Genomic DNA, 19,042 nt, shown 5'->3' on the forward strand with positions numbered 1-19,042 from the left:
GCACTGCATCTTTGGGAATACTGAAATCAACCATGTACAAGTTTGTAGTAAATATGGCAGAAAATCGCATCAGTGCTAAATTGTCCGCCGCAGATAAAGATGCAGTTATGCAAGCAATTGCGACTATCAAAGAAAAATTACCGTTTTTAATTGATTTGACCACCGAAGACCGTCGCACAATTGTCAAAATGGGCGATAAAAGCCGCGCCTTTGTCAGCAAAGCTTTAGAAGTAGCCACCCAAAACCCCGACTTTTTACCCCGTTCTTTTGATGTTGAAGAAATGCGGCGCGACTTAGCACTGTATGAAGCCTTGTATCCTGTGCTGTTGTCGTTGACCCAACTGCAAGAACTGGTAGATGATACTTGCATGGCCTCTGGTAGTGAAGCATACACAGCAGCCTTAGCAGTTTATAACTATGCCAAAGCTAGTGGTGATGTTGCAGGTTTAAATAGCGTCATTGATGAAATGGGACGTAGGTTTACCCGCCGTACTAAGAAAAAGAAAACCGAAGTTGTGGCGGGGTAAGGATTAGGATAGGCGATCGCACTAATAATTGATACAGGGACACAAAAATTTTGTGTCCCTATTTTGTATTTTTCTTAGAGGATGTTTGAAAAGTCCAAAATCATAATCAAACCCCTCTCCAAACCTCTCCCCTACAAGGAGAGAGGCTTCAAAAGCTCAATTTTTCGTCAGTAATTAAGGATATTTAAGCCCCTCTCCGCCTCGGAGAGGGGTTGGGGTGAGGTCAAAAAAGACTTGTAGAACTCACGTTCTAACCCTTTGAGGCTGAAGATTGAGCCTTTTAGGCTGAAAGTTGAGCCTTTTATGCTGACAATTGAGCCTCTGAGGCTGAAGATTGAGCCTTTTAGGCTGAAAGTTGAACCTCTGAGGCTGAAGGTTAAACCTCTGAGGCTGACAGTTGAACCTTTGAGGCTGACAGTTGAACCTCCGAGGCTGAAAGTTGAGCCTTTGAGGCTGACAGTTGAATCTCTGAGGCTGAAAGTTAAGCCTTTTACAGACAAAATATTAATTTTTAAACTGAATTTTGGAAATTTTAGAATAAAACACTGCTTAATTAATTGTTAAAACAGTATTTGTTACTTAATTGCCATGAGCATGAGCAGTGAATCTGGGACATCTATCAGTAAGCCTGTTCGATTTTGGAGAAAACCACCAAAGTTAGATGTTAGAGAACTATTCAAATCTCTGAGCAAAGCCGCTATAGATGGGGCTTTAGGAAATTGGCAAGAAGTAGCCAAAGATGCAGTAGAAGCATCAGCAGCAATTGGTTGGGCGCAAACACCAGAAGAGATAGGCTGGTTGCTGGTTTATCGTTCTTTGATTCAAGCAATGCTAAGTTTGGTAGAAGAAAACCGAACTTTTCTGTTTGAAACACCAAATCAAAGTGACCTGGAATTATTGTATAGTCACCTCAACGAATCCTTAGAAACTCAAGAGTTACGCATTGACCAAGATTTTTTTAACAATCCCAAAGATTTGCCAATTCTCGCCACAATTAACAGTGCTTTTGGTAATTGGTTGCAATATTTTAGCCTAACTACAGTTCAAGCTCAAACAATTAGCGATCGCTTACCTACTTATTTTATCTTTGCTCTACATCAAGAATGGGCAGAACATCCAGATAAATATGCTTGTCTTAAAGCAGAAGTAGATACCCCCTTTACGCAAGCCAATGAACAAGAACGCTCATGGTTACGTTATGCTGCTTGGCTACAAAAACAAATAGCAGAGCCAATTTTTGATGAAACTTTTGGCTTAGAAAAAGTCTATATACCCTTGCGGGCTTATTATAAAGTCCCGATTAAACCTCAAAAAGATAGTTATTCTTCTCGTCAAAGTCAAGAATCAGAAAAATTTGAGCAAGTTGTAGTTAACTTAAAAACCGAGCTAGAAGCTTGGTTAACAAAAGCCGCACCTCAAGATGCTATGCGGGTAATTAGTGGTGGCCCTGGTAGTGGTAAATCTTCTTTTGCTAAAATCTTTGCTGCTGAACAAGCTGCAAAAGCAGAAATTCAAGTTTTATTTATTCCTTTACATCGTTTTGAGGTCGAAGATAATTTAGTTAATGCAGTTGGTGAGTTTGTTAAAGCTAATGGTTTTTTACAACATAACCCCCTAGAAGATAATGATAAATCACGTTTACTAATTATCTTTGATGGCTTAGATGAACTCGCCATGCAGGGTAAGCTGGGTGCAGAAGTAGCGAAACAATTTATTCAGAAAGTAGAAAGAAAACTAGATAACTCTAATCAGCACGAAACCCGCTTACAAGTTTTAATTACTGGACGTGAGTTAGTAGTGCAAGCCAACACAAATCAGTTCGATAAATGCCCACAAGAAATATTACATATTCTGCCTTACTTCATACCTGAAAATGAAAGGGATAAATACCAAGACCAAAACAAATTGCTTGATGTAGATCAACGGCAATTTTGGTGGCAAAAGTATTCCCAAGCTAAAAATAAGCAATATAACGGTTTACCTGTAGCTTTAAACCAAGGAAAGCTAATAGAAATTACTGCTCAACCTTTGTTAAATTATCTAGTTGCTTTGAGTTATGACCGTGGCGAAGTGGAATTTTCAGAAAATAGCAACTTAAATACTATTTATGCAGACTTACTCAAAGCTGTTTATGAACGCCGTTGGGGTGATAAACAAAAACATCCCGTAGCTCAAGAATTTAGCATTGCAGATGATGAAGAATTTGCGCTGATTCTCGAAGAAATCGCGTTAGCTTGCTGGCATGGAGATGGTAGAACCACAACAGTAAGTAAGATTGAAAAGAAATGTGGCACTAATAGTCATATCAATCAACTATTTAAAGAATATCAGCAAGCAGCAGAAGCGGGTGTAACTCGTCTTTTGACAGCATTTTATTTCCGGCAGAGTGGAGTTAAAGAACAGGAAAAAACCTTTGAATTCACTCACAAAAGTTTTGGTGAATATCTCACAGCCAGACGCATAGTGCGTGAATTGATTTGGATTCACGAACAGTTAGAGGAACGTCAAAAAGATAGATATCATCGTAAAGGATGGGATGAAACAGAGGCATTAAAAAATTGGGCAATTCTTTGTGGCACATCTCCCATTGATAAGTATCTGTTCGATTTCATTTGCGACGAAATCCGCTTACAAAATCCCGCAGATGTTGAAAACTGGCAACAAAGCTTGTCTCATTTAATTAGTTTTATGCTGCGTCACGGAATGCCAATGGAACTTTTGCCGGAAATCAAAAGTTTTCATCAAGCTAATCAACAAGCGCGTAACGCTGAAGAAGCTTTGTTAGTTGTTTTAAATGCTTGTGCTAGGGTGACGCAAAAGACTTCTAAAATTGAATGGCCTGATCTGGAAACTTCTGAAGCATTTGAAGAACCAAAAGCTTCTAATGCTTTTGGGGCTTGGATTTCTCGTTTACATGGGCAACGAGTGAGTTGGGATGCTGATGTATTGTGCTTAGATTGCCTGAGTTTTTTAGATTTACAAAACTGTATTTTAACTACTAAAGACTTTTTTACAGCGAATCTTGAACGAGCGAATCTTGAAGAGGCGAATCTTGGATGGTCGGATCTTCAAGCGGCGGATCTTCAAGCGGCGATTCTTAAAGGGGCATATCTTGAACGGGCGAATCTTCAAGAGGCGATTCTTGAACGGGCGAATCTTCAAGAGGCGATTCTTGAACGGGCGAATCTTCAAGAGGCGAATCTTCAAGGGGCGATTCTTCAAGGGGCGATTCTTCAAGGGGCGATTCTTCAAGGGGCGATTCTTCAAGGGGCGAATCTTGAAGAGGCGAATCTTGAAGAGGCGAATCTTCAACGGGCGAATCTTGAAGAGGCGAATCTTCAACGGGCGAATCTTCAATGGGCGATTCTTCAAGGGGCGATTCTTCAAGGGGCGAATCTTCAAGAGGCGAATCTTGAAGAGGCGAAACTTCAAGGGGCGAATCTTCAAGGGGCGAATCTTCAAGGGGCGAATCTTCAAGGGGCGAATCTTCAAGGGGCGAATCTTCGAGGAGCAATTGTTGAATGGCCGAAACTTTTACCAGCAAATTTTGTAGATGAAGTAGCAAAATAAAACGTAGGTTGGGTGGAGCGGTAGCGTAACCCAACATCATCAAGCAGGCTTTGTTGGGTTCCACTTCGTTTCACCCAACCTACATTTCTTCTATTCCGCTATCTGCAACTCGATAAAAATTACTCATCTTCCGGCTTAAGTAAAATTAAAACGTAGGTTGGGTGGAGCGGTAGCGTAACCCAACATCATCAAGTAGGCTTTGTTGGGTTCCACTTCGTTTCATCCAACCTACATTTCTTCTATTCCGCTATCTGCAACTCGATAAAAATTACTCATCTTCCGGCTTAAGTAAAATTAAAACGTAGGTTGGGTGGAGCGGTAGCGTAACCCAACATCATCAAGTAGGCTTTGTTGGGTTCCACTTCGTTTCACCCAACCTACGGTTATTTCTAACATTGTTCTGACATTTTTACATGACTATGCCACATAGCGTAAAATTTCAACTTCAGCACCTTTATTAACTGCTTCTTCTGCACGTTGCAAAACTTGTTCTGTAACAGCAGCACTTAAATAATATTCGCCGCAATTATTACAAACTTCTGTTGGCACACCTTTAAGAATAACGATAGTATCATCTCGCTCTAAAGTTACTGTCACTAGTCCTGGTTGAGTTTCGCCGTGCTTACAGATAACACATTGCATAAATTAAGGAAAAATCCTATAAATATCTTTACGATGTGCGACTCGTTGACAAATTAAAGTTTGTCTTTCTTTGTCAACAGTGATACCTATTCTGTAATTGCCTACACGAATTTTATATTTATCTTCGTATCCCTTCATTTTTTGGAGATAACCCAAGTCAAAAGGATTTTCTGATTCTAATTCTTGAAAAACAATGGGTTCAATTCGGGCTTGAATATCTTCTGGTAAATCTGCCAGTTCTTTTAAAAACTTTTTAGTATATTCAACTTGCCACATTCTTTTTCTTCACTGACTGGTAATATTTCAAAGCTTCTTCTTTAGTCAGGCGTTCATCATTTTCTAACTCGTCCATTAACTTTACCAAGCCGTAGTTTTCTAATATTTCTTCGATTTTTTCAAAGTCAGCAATAGAAATTTGTACAGCAATAGGTTGCTGATTTTCATCCATCACGTAATTTTTGCTTATTTCTAGCATTTTTACTACATCTGAATTGATTATTTGCCTGCTTTACTTCAGCTTTCAGCTATATACGATGATTTTATCTTGGACTAGTAGGGTGCGTTAGGACTAAAGTCCATAACGCACCACAATATTAAATGATGTGTTGCGCTACTCAGCACTCAGCACTTTTAACTCAGCACTCTTTAAGCACCTTCGCGCAATTTATCTAATACGCCACGGTCTTCTAAGGTTGAGGTGTCACCAGAAACTTCTTGTCCGGCGGCGAGGTTACGCAACAAGCGCCGCATAATCTTGCCCGATCGCGTTTTGGGTAAAGCGTCGGTAAAGCGGATTTCACCCGGACGAGCGATCGCACCAATCTCTTGCACGACGTGTTTTTTCAGTTCTTTACTCAGTTCCTCACTTGGTTGATGTGTACCTTCTAAGGTGACGAAAGCGACAACATCCTCACCTTTGAGTTCATCTGGTTTACCTACTACCGCCGCCTCTGCAACGGCTGGGTGAGAAACTAAGGCTGATTCAATTTCCATAGTTCCAAGGCGATGTCCAGAGACATTCAACACATCGTCAACTCGTCCCATCACCCAGAAATAACCATCTTCATCGCGTCTCGCGCCATCGCCAGCAAAGTATGTATACTTGCCATCTTGCGGTGGAATATGTTCCCAATAAGTGCGGCGGAAGCGTTCAGGGTCGCCGTAAACAGTCCGCATCATCCCCGGCCAAGGATGGCGCACTGCCAAATAGCCGCCTTCGTTATCGCCTAAAGAATTACCATCTAAATCAACGATGTCTGCCAAAATTCCGGGGAAGGGGCGGGTTGCGGAACCGGGTTTAGTGGGAATTGCCCCTGGTAGGGGTGTAATCATAATTCCACCTGTTTCAGTTTGCCACCAAGTATCGACAATTGGGCAGCGATCGCCACCAATTACGCGGTGATACCACATCCAAGCTTCGGGGTTAATTGGTTCGCCGACGGTTCCCAATAAGCGCAGTGAAGACAAGTTACGGGTTTTGGGATGGTGTTCGCCCATTTTAATAAACGCCCGAATCGCCGTCGGTGCAGTGTAGAAAATATTCACACCGTATTTTTCAATTACATCCCAGAAGCAACCAGGATTAGAAGCACGGGGCGCACCTTCATACATCAGCGTGGTTGCACCGTTGGATAATGGCCCATAGACAATGTAACTATGTCCGGTAATCCAACCCACATCGGCAGTACACCAATAAACATCAGTGTCTTGCAAGTCGAAAATCCACTTAGTGGTGATATGGGTGTACAAGTTATAACCAGCAGTCGTATGCACAACGCCCTTGGGTTTGCCTGTACTACCGGAAGTGTAAAGAATAAACAGCATATCTTCGCTGTCCATTGGTTCCGCCGGACAATCAGCCGAGACACCTTTTTGTAAATCGTGCCACCAATGGTCACGTCCGCCCAACTGCATATAAATATCTTGTCCGGTGCGCTTGACTACCAAGACATTTTCTACAGAAGGAACAGCCCCATCTGCCAAAGCTTTATCGACTTGTTCTTTCAAGGGAACGATCGCATCTTTACGCCAACCACCATCAGCCGTAATCACTAATTTAGCTTGGGCATCAATCAAGCGATCGCGTAAAGCTTCGGCACTAAAACCACCAAATACCACACTGTGGGGTGCGCCAATTCTCGCACAAGCTAACATGGCGATCGCCGCTTCCGGTATCATCGGCATATAAATACCAACGCGATCGCCTTTTTGGACTCCCAACTGCTTTAATACATTGGCAAACTGGCAAACTTCCCGATGTAGTTGGGCGTAAGTTAAAGTTCGGGAATCCCCTGGTTCACCTTCCCAAATCAACGCCGCTTTATTCTTGCGCCAGGTGGTGAGATGTCTATCTAAACAGTTGTAAGAAATATTTGTCTTCCCACCAACAAACCACTTAGCAAACGGTGGTTGCCAATCTAGGATGGTGTGCCACTTTTCAAACCAATGCAACTCGGTTGACGCTAAATCTGCCCAAAATTTTTCCGGGTCAGCCTTGGCTTTATCGTAAAGTTGTTGATAATCTTCTAAGCTTTTAATATGGGCGTTTTGCGAGAATCCCGCCGCCGGATGGAATAAACGCTTCTCTTGTAAGATTGACTCTATAGTTGGTTGAGACATAGTTGATCAGCACAATCACTATATGTTAGTAAAAACCATTCTTAACCTAGTTAGGCTCTCAAGAGTTTAGATTTTCGTTAAGCTGGATGAAAAGAGGGGCTAGGGGCTAGTACAAAAAGCCTGAAGTCTGAAGTCTGAAGTTTGAAATGAAGAAACTCTGATAGTGAGCTTTTCTGCAATTTATTATGAGTGCTTGATTTCCACTGACCTGTACTAGTTGCTGTTGAGTATTTAGGATTTTCCCATTAAATCAGTGAACAGTGAACAGTTATCAAGGCCTATGGTGGGGGATTTAAACCCAACGATAAACACATCACTCTTTACTGATAACTGTTAAATAAAATAAGTATAGGAATCCGATTTGATTTCTGAAAAAATCTCAGTATGTAGTAGTGGCGTGTTAGGCGTAAGCCGTAACGCACCGAAAACTTTGCGGTAGATGCGTTACGCTGTCGCTAACACATCCTACGTACATTTCAGAAATCAAATATTAGTCCTATATAAAATTTCACACTTCACACTTCATACTTCACACTTCACACTATGCCGCTAATTCTCGAAGCTAGTAACTTATCACTCAACGATGTTCATCGCTTGCTGAAACTCGAAAAGCTGGCGAATGGTTCATTTACAGACTTTTTAAGTTTAGAACCAGTCTCTGAGCTTGAACAGCAGGATTTATTGCGAATCAGAAATGACTTTGAGCGTTACTCTAGTGAGGGGAAAATTTCTGAAGGATTAGTTAAATTTTTAACACTAGCGCCATTAATGCGGCTGGCTGGATTTTATGATGTGCCGATTCGGTTAACAATGGAAGATAGTGTGGCGATCGCAGTCGAAGATGAAGACAGAAGAATTACCGGACGGATGGATATTTTAGCCGTCAATAACTCTCAGACTCATACCACAGCACCTTTTTGGATTTTAGTGATTGAAACAAAAAATAGTGCGATCCATGTGGGTGAGGGTTTACCGCAATTAATTACTTACGCCTTTAAAAGTTTAGAGCAACAACCATCTGTGTGGGGTTTAGTTACCAACGGACAGCTTTATCAATTTGTTCATGTAACCCGGACTCAACAGCCAACCTATCAACTCATGCCATTATTAAATCTTAATGAATCACCCGATGCGATCGAGTTATTACAAGTTCTTAAAGGCATCTGTCAGTTAGTAAATCTTCAGAAATAATTAACGTAGATATTGAGAGCCGATTATGTCTGAGCCTGCCATTGTAGACAGGAGCAAAAGTGAAATTACAGCAGATGGTATACTGTTCCCGCCTAGTGATTTACTCAGTGACGAACCACCATTGGAAAGTGATTTACACCGTGACCAAATTGAACTGCTAATTCGCACTTTAAAGTTATGGTGGCAAGAAAGACAAGATTTCTATGCTTCTGGTAACTTGACAATTTACTACAGCCCCAGGCAAAAAAAATCAGAAGAATTTCGCGGCCCAGATTTTTTCGTGGTATTAGGCACAGAAAAAAGAGACCGTAATAGTTGGATAGTCTGGCATGAAGACGGCAAATATCCCAATGTAATTGTCGAAATTTTGTCAGATTCCACAGCCGCAGTAGACAGAGGCTTGAAAAAACAAATTTATCAAGACACCTTCCGCACCCCTGATTACTTCTGGTTTGACCCTGTTACTTTTGAGTTTCAAGGATTTCATTTAGTAGAAGGCAGATATCAGTCAATTACACCCACCCCAGCAGGCAAACTCTGGAGTCAACAATTAGAACTATATCTTGGCGTGTATGAGGGCAAATTAAGATACTTTACTACTGACAATCAGTTAATACCCACACCAGAAGAAAAAGCGCAGCAAGAACAAAGCCGCGCCCAGCAAGCCGAAACCCGCGCTCAACAAGCCCAAGCTGAAGTTAATCGGTTAAGGGAGATTTTATTAGCGCAAGGTATTGACCCCGACCATATTTGATCGCATCATAAAGTTAATACGAAGTTTTTTAAATAGAATAAGTATTATTGACCAAAAGTAGGGCCTCATTTGCAAGCAAAAGAGATTAAGGAGCAGTTAAAATCACTAATCGAGGAAGCATCCTTGGTAGATCCAAATCTAGCGAGAAAATTGCATGAAATTAATCGTTGGGTTAAAGATATTAAGTTAGGTTCCCTGACGGCAAAACCTTTGGTTCTGGCTTTTCTGTTGGAAGTAATTACGGATTCTACTATTTGGTTAATGATTAAATCATTACCTTCCCAAGCAGAACAACAAGCAAAGTTTGCTCAAATGACAGCAAATGAAAGATATTGGTATGGTTATCTTTTTCCTAAATGGATTAATTCAACTGACGCTAAATTTTATATTTGGAAACAAAAATTAATGTCGGGTGAATTTAATCAAGTTGATGATGATATTATTAAATCTATAGCGCAAGATATTGTGAGTCGTGAAGGTAGTTTTTGGCAGAGGTATATTGCCGACCTTTCGATGGCAACAGATTTAATTGTTAGCAGTCGCAACAATCAACCTTTATGTATTCAAGTTACCAGTGTATCGGAAGAATTAAGTAGCCAGAAATATCATGATTGGAAAAGCACACTCAACTCATGGGAAATAGAAAGAGGCTTGTTTGTTAGTTACAATCCCAAAGATGCGAATTTCATTAATCAGTTAGTCAACGTTGCTTTGTATAACAGTGATTATCTTGCTGAAGGCAAATATCTGAAATTTGCTTAATTACTGCTGAATTTAATATAGTTAACTGCTTATCACAGCTTTATGCCTAACCAAACCGAAACTGCTAGCTACGACGGACAATTAGATAAATTTTCTCAGGCGTTAGCAACAGCCCGTCAAATGCAACAAGATTGGCTAACCTACGGATTAAATTTTGTCCATATTTATGTTGAAGATGTTGATGGAGATTGGTTAGAAACTTGGAACCATGATGAAATTTTAGGTAATAATTTATTAGATGCAATTAAAGAATTTTTGGTAAGTGATGATGTTGTCGCTGTGCAGGTAAGGCAGCAAATAGGAGAGCGTTCTTTATTTGATTTTGCAGTTAATTTGTCCCAATGTCAGCAAATTTCTGAAGCGAGTGAAAGATTATTGGCGATTAGAAATTTGTTAGCTATGGATGATAACGAAAATAGGAAATTAGACGATTTAGCAAATGTGCTTGCAGATAAATTTTTCTCATAAAAATAGCAGTATCAAATCTACTCCCTACTCGCAATTTCTATTAACTGCCTTCAAAATTCGTTGAACAATCAAGTGAAACTGGTATAGGATTTAGGCAACTGAATACTAAAATTTGTTTAGCGATAATCTGAAAATTAAGGTATCGCTAAATTTTGTGTATAATAAATCACGTTTACTTTAAATATAGTAAAAATACTGGAATGCGATCGCGTCCATTATGCAGCCTCTACAAGTTAAGCTGGATAAAAGTAGCGATTGATTGCGCTTTTTATAGAAGAAACGTTCTGTTAGTTTTTTATTTTTCTGTTTGAGAAACCCGGAATGCTAGACAGCATATTTGATTATCTCCACTTTCATTTCAGCGTAGAAGCCCCGATAGTTCTGCTAATTCTGGTGTTTTTAGAGGCGGTACTATCGGCTGACAATGCTATTGCTCTTGCGGCAATCGCTCAGGGATTAGAAGACAAGGAACTCGAAGGTAAGGCGCTGAACTTTGGTTTAGTAATTGCTTACGTGTTGCGGATTTCCCTAATTTTGACAGCAACCTGGGTACAAAATTTCTGGCAATTTGAACTGTTAGGTGCTGCTTACTTGTTGTGGTTGGTATTCCAACACTTTACATCTGAAGAAACCCAAGACGAGCACCATCACGGGCCGAGGTTTAGTTCGCTTTGGCAAGCCATCCCAGTAATTGCGTTTACAGACTTGGCATTTTCCTTGGATAGCGTGACAACCGCGATCGCAGTTTCACAAGAAAGATGGTTGGTATTAACAGGCGCAACCATTGGCATTATTACACTGCGATTCATGGCCGGATTATTTATTCGCTGGTTAGATGAGTATGCCAACTTAGAAGACGCAGGCTATATAACTGTAGCTTTTGTTGGCTTGCGCTTGCTTTTAAAAGTCGTCAACGATGACTTAGTACCACCAGAATGGTTAATGATCACTGCGATCGCTTTAATCTTAGCTTGGGGCTTTTCTAAGCGGACAGTTGCCCCATTACCCCAAGCCGAACCAGAAAAGACTGAAGTCTCGAAGTAAATTCTGAAGTATGAAGTCTGAAGTTTATTTTTCATACTTCACACTTCACACTTCATACTTTTTTATTCGTGCAACCAAGGGAAAATATGTGGTTGCCAATTAACTAATTCTTCATCTTTAAACCACAAAGCAACTTCCTGCTGTGCAGTTTCAGGAGCATCGGAACCGTGAATCAAGTTGCGTCCAATATTGATCCCAAAATCGCCGCGAATTGTTCCTGGTTCTGCGTTTAAGGGATTTGTTGCCCCAATAATTTTTCTTGCAGCCGCAATCACACCGTCGCCTTCCCAGACCATCGCTACAACTGGGCCAGAAGTGATAAATTCGACTAAGCTGCCAAAAAAAGGTCGTTCCCGGTGAACACCATAATGTTGTTCAGCTAATTCTCGACTAACTTGAAGAAACTTCAACCCCACAAGGGTAAAACCTTTAGTCTCGAAGCGACGGATAATTTCACCGATCAGTTTGCGTTGTACGCCATCAGGCTTAATGGCTAAAAATGTGCGTTCCAAAGCTGTCTCCCAAAACTTAATAAAGTTTTTATCTTGTCAATTGTCAAAAGTCTGTAGTCCAAAAGTCAATAGCTCTTTTACTATTGACCCATGACCAGTGACTATTGACTCTTCTTGACCAATCAGAGTTTATCTCAGAAATCATCTTTGAGTGCATATTCATTACTAGATGAATGAGTTAAATTGTTTATTCGTGGGTGAAACACAGAGGTCAGAAATGGGTGTTGAGTCAACTGCTACATCTGATGAGGTGGTACAACTACCGTCTAATGGGCATAAATCTGAAGTGAAAAATCATAAGCAAAAAAAGCTATTACCACCTAGCACTACCGCAGGAGATTTGCCGCGCCCCTGGAAAATCGAGGATAGCGAAGCACTATACCGCATTGAAGGGTGGGGGCAACCTTATTTTTCGATTAACGCTGCTGGTCATGTTACTGTTTCCCCCAAAGGCGATCGCGGGGGTTCTCTGGATTTATTTGAATTGGTCAACGCCTTAAAACAAAGGAATTTAGGGCTACCTTTGCTGATTCGCTTTTCTGATATTTTAGAAGACCGCATCGAAAGATTAAACGCTTGTTTTGCCAAAGCGATCGCTCGTTATAACTACCCTGGTGTTTATCGTGGGGTGTTTCCTGTCAAATGCAACCAGCAAAGGCATTTGATTGAAGATTTAGTCAAATTTGGCAAACCCCATCAATTTGGTTTAGAAGCTGGTTCCAAACCAGAATTAATGATTGCCCTGGCTTTATTAGATACCCCAGGCGCAATGCTCGTTTGCAACGGCTACAAAGACCGGGAATACATCGAAACGGCGATGTTAGCCCAAAGACTAGGCCAAACCCCAATCATCGTTTTAGAGCAGATTGAAGAAGTAGATTTGGTAATTGCGGCTAATCGCCAGTTAGGGATTAAACCAATTTTAGGGGTACGAGCCAAACTCAGCACTCAAGGCATGGGACGCTGGGGAACATCCAGTGGCGATCGCGCGAAGTTTGGCTTGACAATGCCAGAAATTATCGAAGCTGTGGATAAATTACGCGAAGCTGAGTTAATCGAGTCTTTGCAGTTGTTACATTTCCATATCGGTTCGCAAATTTCTGCCATCAATGTGATTAAAGATGCCATCCAAGAAGCCAGCCGCATTTACGTAGAGTTGGCGATGTTGGGAGCGGATATGAAATATCTCGATGTTGGCGGTGGCTTGGGTGTAGACTACGACGGTTCCCAAACCAACTTCTACGCTTCCAAAAACTACAATATGCAGAACTATGCCAACGATATTGTGGCAGAGTTAAAAGATACCTGTGCGGAAAGACAAATCCCCGTACCTACACTGATTAGTGAAAGTGGTAGGGCGATCGCATCTCACCAATCGGTACTGATTTTTGACATTCTTAGTACCAGCGATGTCCCCCTCCATCCCCCCGAACCCCCACAAGAGGGAGAATCGCCGATTATTAATTACCTGTGGGAAACTTACCAATCAATCAACAAAGAAAATTACCAAGAATTTTTTCACGACGCAACGCAATTTAAAGAAGAAGCAATTAGCCGCTTCAACTTAGGAATTTTACGCTTGCGAGAAAGAGCGAAAGCCGAGCGACTCTATTGGGCTTGTTGTCAAAAGATTTTAGACATAACCAGGCAGCAAGATTACGTACCTGATGAACTGGAAGACCTAGAAAAAATCATGGCTTCCATCTACTACTCCAACTTGTCAGTGTTTCAATCAGCACCAGACTGTTGGGCGATCGACCAGCTATTCCCAATTATGCCGATACACCGTCTTGATGAAGAACCAACACGACGAGGAATTTTGGCAGACTTAACTTGTGATAGTGACGGCAAAATTGATCGCTTTATTGACCTACGCGATGTCAAATCAGTATTAGAACTGCACCCCTTCCAACCAGGCGAACCCTATTACTTGGGAATGTTCCTCAATGGTGCGTACCAAGAAATCATGGGCAATTTGCATAACCTATTTGGGGACACCAACGCCGTGCATATTCAGCTGACACCTAAAGGCTACCAAATTCAACACGTCGTCAAAGGCGACACCATGAGCGAAGTAGTCAGTTACGTACAGTACGACTCAGAGGATATGGTAGAAAACATTCGCCAGCGTTGCGAGAAAGCCTTAGAAGAAAAGCGCATCACCCTCGCCGAATCTCAGCGATTACTCCAAACCTACGAGCAAAGTCTCCAAAGATACACATATTTGAATAGCTAGGAAGTAAAAAGTAAAAAGTAAAAAGGCAAAAGTAGAAAATGTAATCTTTTGCCTTTTACCTTTTGCTTTCATTAACTTGCGTTTGTCCCTAGCAATTCTTCAATTGCTTGCCGTTCTAGAGGTGTATGAATTGGCGGTGTTTGCCGAGCATCGGTAATTAGCCAGTCTAAAGCAGCCGCTTGCACATCAATGGATGCGCCCGTTTTATCTACGCAATAACGACCAAATACCAACTTATCAACAAGGCGGACTCCTGGCCCTAGGCGCGACCATTCAAAGATGACGCTGTTATCCACAGTTGCACCACTGCATATCCAGCAATTGGGGCCAATCATCGCTGGGCCAACGATTTTAGCCCCGTCTTCGATTCTGGTCATCCCGCCAATGTAAACTGGGCCTGTAATATCTACTTTGTCCCAATTTACGGCCACATTTAAACCAGTGTAAATACCAGGAGCAACTTCATGGCCGGGAATTTGCACGTTTTTAATTTCACCTAGCAATACCCCGCGAATTGCTCGCCAGTAATCTGGCACTTTACCGATATCTACCCATTCAAAATCCATCGGAATCGCGTAGAAAGGCGCGCCGATTTCCACTAATTTCGGGAATAACTGGCTACCGATGTCATATTCCACCGCAGAAGGGATATATTTAAATACCTCTGGCTCAAAAATGTAAATACCAGTGTTGATGTTAGTGCTGAGGGCTTCTTCTACTGACGGTTTTTCTTGGAAAGCTTGAACGCGCCCATCTTCATCAGTAACAACTACACCGTAGCTAGAAACTTCTTCTAAGGGAACAGATTTAGAAATAATTGTGGCAATTGAGCCTTTGGATTTATGCCACTTGACGGCTTCTGTTAAATCTAAGTCAATTAAAGCATCACCGCACAAGACTACAAAAGTATCATCAAAAAACGGTGAGAAATCTTGGATGCGGCGCATCCCTCCAGCAGAACCAATTGCTTCCCCTACCAGTTTACCGTCATCAATTTTCCCTTCAAAAGAATAGGCGATTTGTACGCCAAAGCGTTGACCATCACGGAAATAGTTTTCAATTTCTTCAGCCAAATGGCTAACGTTGACCATAATTTGGTCAAAACCATGTTGACGCAAAAGTTCCAGTAAAAATTCCATCACTGGCTTTTGCAAGATGGGAATCATCGGTTTGGGAGTCGTATAGGTAATCGGACGAACGCGAGTACCCTTACCTGCTGCGAGAATCATCGCTTTCATAAAATTTTATTCCTCAACCACAAGCCAGTTTACTTTTAATGAGTGATACTTAACCATCAATTTTTCTGTTCTAAGTAACTCCTAGAAACAGGGATAACAGGAATTTGCGGATTTTTGCAACCATAGCTAGAGATATACAATCAGCTTTAGGCTTTGACCGTCGTCAGCATCGCCCATCCTTTAAATTTACTCAAATTTTGAAGTTATACCAAATTGAACAATGATCAAGACAGATGGAATGTAAAAAAACTAACTCATCAAACATTGCAAAATCCGACATCGAAAATGGTTTTAACTTTAGAGTGTCTGTTAAAATTACGTATATTTTCAGTTAAAAAGTCGAGCCTAGTGTTAATACAGACACTATCTCACAATTAGCAAAAAACAGATCAAGGATTTCCCCTTAAACAGGACTTACGCACCAAGATTGTCTATGGAGATTGTTCTGCTGACTTTTGAGTGTGATTTATTTCACAAATCAGTCTAATTTTAATCTCTTGGTAAAATTCTTCCTGAAATAGCTCTACTTTCGATTGAGCCGATAACAGTAGTAAAGCCCAGAAAACACTAACTAGGTGGCTGTGTTCTGATTCATGATGACCAGAGCCATTTTGTTGTGCTGGCTTTGTTTGCGACCACAAATGTACAAGTTGTTCGAGACTTAGATAATTTTGTGTTTGCAATAGTTCTTGGCCAGCACTATGTAATACCTGTTCTAATTCCCTGGCTACTTCTGTCAGATTTTCTTGGTGAGCCAATTCTAGGGCCTGTCGCATTGTCCGGACACTAGGTTGACGTTTAACACGAACAGGTTTATCTACTTTTTGGACAAGTTTTAGCTGGTTTGCCATTAACTGCAATTGCTCGATTAGTTCGGGCAACGTGACACGGCGCTTTGGCGGTGGCATGGCAGCAGGGCGACGGCGCAGGTGTAACTCTAAAGGCAAACGACGCTGATGTAATAGGCCATTTTCTAAATCAGATATGGCATCTTCTTCTAGAATTTCTGGGACTTCTTCGGCTGTTGACCATTGCATCAAGGTGTTGGCTTTGAATAATACCAGCATTGATGCGGATAAAAAAGCTTGCCCAGATTGCGACAAATCAGCTTCGTAGCCTTTTGTGGTTGCCTCTGGGGCCATAAATTCTAAATAACGGTCAATTACCTCAATTACTTTGACATCCCAAGGGTCTATTTCCCCTTGTTCTGCTTGCTCAATCAGGAGTGCGATCGTTTCTAATAGCTCGGAAGCATCCATTCTGATTTCCGAATTATGGAAGTTGTGATTTGAGGTTTGTGAAACAAATCCCAGCAAAATAGTTTAGTTAATTTTTTATTTATGGACAAACTAATATATCATTAGGTTTTTATACTGGAATTTAAGTAAAATAACTTAATAGTCCTGGCTAAAAAGGCAAGATTAAATTTTAGACTTCGGACTTTTTAGTTTTTATATTCTTCTGGTGGTTCGTGGGCAACAGTTACAGTTGATACAAAATTGCTGCCTTTGTTACTTTTAATGGCATCAAAGGTTCCTTTGATAGTTCCAGCCAGGGGAACGGCTACAAGTGTACCCAACAATCCAGCAATTTCAAATCCCATCAAAATAGATACGAAAATCCAAATTGGGTTGAGACCAATAAAATCACCTAAGAGTTTGGGAGCTAATAAATTATCTTTAATTTGCTGCATGAAAATCGCCGCTATGGCAACTTGTACTGCTAAGCAGCCATTTTGTAGCATTACCAAAATTGTGACTAAACTAATGCCCAGGGTTGCCCCAATGAAAGGGACGAGTTCTGATAAACCAATGAGAATGGCAAACAATAAGGCAAAGGGAACTTTCATCCCCATAAAAATGGGTGTAAGAGTTATTATCATGAATAAACCTAGTAATAACTGGCTTAAAAAGAACCTTTGGAAATTTAGCTGCAAAGAAACCGTTAAAGGAATGCCAATCTGAGCGGGTAAAAGATTAATTAGACCATACCAGACGCGATCGCCATACAACAGCATATAAAATGCCAGCACAACCACTAACACAATATTTAATAGTCCTGATAGCAGTGTTCCTGCCACTCCTACTGCACCAGAGGCTAGTTGCTGCACCAAACTTTGGATACTGGCATTAATTTGATTACTCAACACTCGCAAATCTAAGGGTAAGCGACGTTGTTTGGCAAATGCCTCTAACTGTTCTAGGTTTGCTTGACTAGCACTTAGCCAATCAGGAATTTTATTTAACAGTTGAATTGTTTGCTCGATAACGATAGGGACTAATGTAACGCCCAAAATGACAACTAACGTTAAAGTTACTAGCAAAACTATAATTACTGCCTGGGTGCGGGTAATTCGCGCGCGTTCAAAAAACTTAACTGGGTAGTTAAGTAAAAAAGCTAAAATCGCCGCAACGCTAAGAATTGTAATTGGATGCTTAAAGTAAGTAAAAAGTCCTGATAGCAGCCAAACGTTAAGCGCGATAATCGGGCCGCACAGACCATAGAATAACAAAGTTTGCAGAGAAGCTGAACGGCGCATTGGCTGTAATTAATTTAAATAATTATCAGATAAGTTTTTATTATTTGGAACTGACAACAGGTCATAACTGATAGGGTGCAAGGTTTTTGGCTATTTCAGGTTTAATTATCTATCGATTTGCTGTATGCCTGCGCTATTTTGATCAAAATGGCTTTGGTACTGGCAATCATCATAGATATTTTTAACAAAGACCTGTATAAGTGTATCTGTTATAGAGGAAATAAATAACCATGAACACCACCATTGCTGACCTCCGCAAAGACTATACATTGCAAGATTTATCAGAAACAGAGGTTGACCCTAATCCATTTATACAATTTAAAAAATGGTTTGAGCAGGCACTAGCAGCCCAACTCCCAGAACCTAATGCGATGACTTTGGCAACAGCAACACCAGATGCACAGCCAGCAGCCAGAATGGTATTACTGAAGAATTTTGATGAGCGGGGTTTTGTCTTTTTCACTAATTACAATAGTCATAAAGGACAAGAACTAGCCGAAAATCCCCAAGCGGCTTTGGTTTTTTGGTGGGCAGAATTAGAACGCCAAGTTCGTATTTGTGGCCATGTAGAGAAAGTCTCGGAAGAAGAATCAGATGGATATTTTGAGGCTCGTCCTGTCAATAGCCGCCTAGGTGCGTGGGTTTCTCATCAAAGTGAAGTGATAGAAAGCCGAGAATTTCTAGAACAGCGGATGCAGGAATTTCAAGATAAATATGAAAATCAGGAAATTCCCCGCCCTCCTCATTGGGGTGGTTTGCGAGTCATTCCTTCTGAAATTGAGTTTTGGCAAGGTCGCCCTAGCCGATTGCACGATCGCTTGCTTTATACTCTTTTAGATGATGGCAGTTGGAAGATTGAAAGATTGTCACCTTAAGTAAGGGTATAGGGGTGTTTGGGTGTAGGGGGTGTATGTATCTCAAATCCTTTTACCTCTACACC

18 protein-coding genes are annotated in these 19,042 nt (G+C 41.0%); 9 read left to right on the forward strand and 9 right to left on the reverse strand.

Annotation, left to right across the window (positions count from 1 at the left end):
* Positions 1-53 precede the first annotated feature (53 nt).
* On the forward strand, positions 54-527 hold the full coding sequence (locus H6G69_RS24935; protein ID WP_190691859.1) for a hypothetical protein: 474 nt from the start codon (positions 54-56) through the stop codon (positions 525-527).
* Between the two features lie 167 nt (positions 528-694).
* Here H6G69_RS24935 and H6G69_RS24940 read toward each other — a convergent pair whose 3' ends face one another.
* Positions 695-1,027: a hypothetical protein gene (locus H6G69_RS24940; protein ID WP_190691807.1), complete on the reverse strand. Its 333-nt coding sequence runs from the start codon at positions 1,025-1,027 to the stop codon at positions 695-697.
* 88 nt (positions 1,028-1,115) lie between these two features.
* Here H6G69_RS24940 and H6G69_RS24945 point away from each other — a divergent pair, with 88 nt between their 5' ends.
* A complete protein-coding gene (locus H6G69_RS24945; protein ID WP_190691808.1) occupies positions 1,116-4,097 on the forward strand; it encodes a pentapeptide repeat-containing protein in 2,982 nt (993 codons plus the stop codon).
* Between the two features lie 417 nt (positions 4,098-4,514).
* Here the strand turns inward: H6G69_RS24945 and H6G69_RS24950 are convergent, their stop codons facing one another.
* The 4 genes from H6G69_RS24950 to acs form a co-directional block, all read right to left on the reverse strand.
* Positions 4,515-4,739 carry a type II toxin-antitoxin system MqsA family antitoxin gene (locus tag H6G69_RS24950; RefSeq protein WP_190691809.1) on the reverse strand — a complete coding sequence of 75 codons (225 nt, stop codon included), beginning with the start codon at positions 4,737-4,739 and terminating at the stop codon, positions 4,515-4,517.
* A 3-nt stretch (positions 4,740-4,742) separates the two neighbouring features.
* Entirely contained in the window at positions 4,743-5,015 is a 273-nt protein-coding gene (locus H6G69_RS24955) for a type II toxin-antitoxin system RelE/ParE family toxin (RefSeq protein WP_190691810.1), read from the reverse strand.
* Positions 5,002-5,214 carry a hypothetical protein gene (locus H6G69_RS24960; protein ID WP_190691811.1) on the reverse strand — a complete coding sequence of 71 codons (213 nt, stop codon included), beginning with the start codon at positions 5,212-5,214 and terminating at the stop codon, positions 5,002-5,004. Before H6G69_RS24960 ends, H6G69_RS24955 begins: the two co-directional genes overlap by 14 nt.
* A 170-nt stretch (positions 5,215-5,384) precedes the next feature.
* A complete protein-coding gene (acs, locus tag H6G69_RS24965) occupies positions 5,385-7,358 on the reverse strand; it encodes an acetate--CoA ligase (protein ID WP_190691812.1) in 1,974 nt (657 codons plus the stop codon).
* 543 nt (positions 7,359-7,901) lie between these two features.
* Between acs and H6G69_RS24970 the strand changes: the two genes are divergently transcribed.
* The 5 genes from H6G69_RS24970 to H6G69_RS24990 all read left to right on the forward strand — a co-directional run bounded on the left by H6G69_RS24970 (position 7,902) and on the right by H6G69_RS24990 (position 11,577).
* The gene (locus H6G69_RS24970) at positions 7,902-8,549 is read left to right on the forward strand and encodes a restriction endonuclease subunit R (RefSeq protein ID WP_190691813.1); all 648 of its coding nucleotides are present in this window, start codon (positions 7,902-7,904) and stop codon (positions 8,547-8,549) included.
* A gap of 25 nt (positions 8,550-8,574) precedes the next feature.
* Entirely contained in the window at positions 8,575-9,303 is a 729-nt protein-coding gene (locus tag H6G69_RS24975) for a Uma2 family endonuclease (RefSeq protein ID WP_190691814.1), read from the forward strand.
* A gap of 69 nt (positions 9,304-9,372) precedes the next feature.
* On the forward strand, positions 9,373-10,065 hold the full coding sequence (locus tag H6G69_RS24980) for a hypothetical protein (protein ID WP_190691815.1): 693 nt from the start codon (positions 9,373-9,375) through the stop codon (positions 10,063-10,065).
* Positions 10,066-10,107: 42 nt separating this feature from the next.
* Positions 10,108-10,533 carry a hypothetical protein gene (locus tag H6G69_RS24985; RefSeq protein ID WP_190691816.1) on the forward strand — a complete coding sequence of 142 codons (426 nt, stop codon included), beginning with the start codon at positions 10,108-10,110 and terminating at the stop codon, positions 10,531-10,533.
* Between the two features lie 321 nt (positions 10,534-10,854).
* The gene (locus tag H6G69_RS24990; RefSeq protein ID WP_190691817.1) at positions 10,855-11,577 is read left to right on the forward strand and encodes a TerC family protein; all 723 of its coding nucleotides are present in this window, start codon (positions 10,855-10,857) and stop codon (positions 11,575-11,577) included.
* A gap of 62 nt (positions 11,578-11,639) precedes the next feature.
* On the opposite strand, the gene ndk is transcribed toward H6G69_RS24990, so the two are convergent.
* On the reverse strand, positions 11,640-12,089 hold the full coding sequence (gene ndk, locus H6G69_RS24995; protein ID WP_190691818.1) for a nucleoside-diphosphate kinase: 450 nt from the start codon (positions 12,087-12,089) through the stop codon (positions 11,640-11,642).
* Between the two features lie 217 nt (positions 12,090-12,306).
* On the opposite strand from ndk, the gene speA reads away from it, so the two are divergent.
* Positions 12,307-14,325, forward strand: a complete 2,019-nt coding sequence (speA, locus tag H6G69_RS25000; RefSeq protein ID WP_190691860.1) for a biosynthetic arginine decarboxylase — start codon at positions 12,307-12,309, stop codon at positions 14,323-14,325.
* Between the two features lie 71 nt (positions 14,326-14,396).
* On the opposite strand, the gene H6G69_RS25005 is transcribed toward speA, so the two are convergent.
* From H6G69_RS25005 to H6G69_RS25015, 3 genes are all read right to left on the reverse strand, one after another.
* Complete coding sequence (locus H6G69_RS25005) at positions 14,397-15,563, reverse strand: sugar phosphate nucleotidyltransferase (protein WP_190691819.1); 1,167 nt, start codon at positions 15,561-15,563, stop codon at positions 14,397-14,399.
* 431 nt (positions 15,564-15,994) lie between these two features.
* The gene (locus H6G69_RS25010; RefSeq protein ID WP_190691820.1) at positions 15,995-16,822 is read right to left on the reverse strand and encodes a segregation/condensation protein A; all 828 of its coding nucleotides are present in this window, start codon (positions 16,820-16,822) and stop codon (positions 15,995-15,997) included.
* Positions 16,823-17,007: 185 nt separating this feature from the next.
* A complete protein-coding gene (locus H6G69_RS25015; RefSeq protein ID WP_190691821.1) occupies positions 17,008-18,102 on the reverse strand; it encodes an AI-2E family transporter in 1,095 nt (364 codons plus the stop codon).
* Positions 18,103-18,332: 230 nt separating this feature from the next.
* Between H6G69_RS25015 and pdxH the strand changes: the two genes are divergently transcribed.
* Complete coding sequence (gene pdxH, locus H6G69_RS25020; protein WP_190691822.1) at positions 18,333-18,977, forward strand: pyridoxamine 5'-phosphate oxidase; 645 nt, start codon at positions 18,333-18,335, stop codon at positions 18,975-18,977.
* Positions 18,978-19,042 lie beyond the last annotated feature (65 nt).

The organism is Nostoc sp. FACHB-110, from assembly GCF_014697425.1.
Taxonomy (GTDB): Bacteria; Cyanobacteriota; Cyanobacteriia; order Cyanobacteriales; family Nostocaceae; genus Nostoc_B.

Excerpts from the sequence above, each read along its gene's own strand:
- H6G69_RS24970 (WP_190691813.1), top strand. The coding sequence starts at position 7,902 with ATGCCGCTAATTCTCGAAGCTAGTAACTTATCACTCAACGATGTTCAT.
- speA (WP_190691860.1), top strand. The coding sequence starts at position 12,307 with ATGGGTGTTGAGTCAACTGCTACATCTGATGAGGTGGTACAACTACCG.
- acs (WP_190691812.1), bottom strand. The coding sequence starts at position 7,358 with ATGTCTCAACCAACTATAGAGTCAATCTTACAAGAGAAGCGTTTATTC.
- H6G69_RS24955 (WP_190691810.1), bottom strand. The coding sequence starts at position 5,015 with ATGTGGCAAGTTGAATATACTAAAAAGTTTTTAAAAGAACTGGCAGAT.
- pdxH (WP_190691822.1), top strand. The coding sequence starts at position 18,333 with ATGAACACCACCATTGCTGACCTCCGCAAAGACTATACATTGCAAGAT.
- H6G69_RS24985 (WP_190691816.1), top strand. The coding sequence starts at position 10,108 with ATGCCTAACCAAACCGAAACTGCTAGCTACGACGGACAATTAGATAAA.
- H6G69_RS24945 (WP_190691808.1), top strand. The coding sequence starts at position 1,116 with ATGAGCATGAGCAGTGAATCTGGGACATCTATCAGTAAGCCTGTTCGA.
- H6G69_RS25015 (WP_190691821.1), bottom strand. The coding sequence starts at position 18,102 with ATGCGCCGTTCAGCTTCTCTGCAAACTTTGTTATTCTATGGTCTGTGC.
- H6G69_RS25005 (WP_190691819.1), bottom strand. The coding sequence starts at position 15,563 with ATGAAAGCGATGATTCTCGCAGCAGGTAAGGGTACTCGCGTTCGTCCG.
- H6G69_RS25010 (WP_190691820.1), bottom strand. The coding sequence starts at position 16,822 with ATGGATGCTTCCGAGCTATTAGAAACGATCGCACTCCTGATTGAGCAA.
- H6G69_RS24990 (WP_190691817.1), top strand. The coding sequence starts at position 10,855 with ATGCTAGACAGCATATTTGATTATCTCCACTTTCATTTCAGCGTAGAA.
- H6G69_RS24950 (WP_190691809.1), bottom strand. The coding sequence starts at position 4,739 with ATGCAATGTGTTATCTGTAAGCACGGCGAAACTCAACCAGGACTAGTG.
- H6G69_RS24960 (WP_190691811.1), bottom strand. The coding sequence starts at position 5,214 with ATGCTAGAAATAAGCAAAAATTACGTGATGGATGAAAATCAGCAACCT.
- H6G69_RS24935 (WP_190691859.1), top strand. The coding sequence starts at position 54 with ATGGCAGAAAATCGCATCAGTGCTAAATTGTCCGCCGCAGATAAAGAT.
- H6G69_RS24975 (WP_190691814.1), top strand. The coding sequence starts at position 8,575 with ATGTCTGAGCCTGCCATTGTAGACAGGAGCAAAAGTGAAATTACAGCA.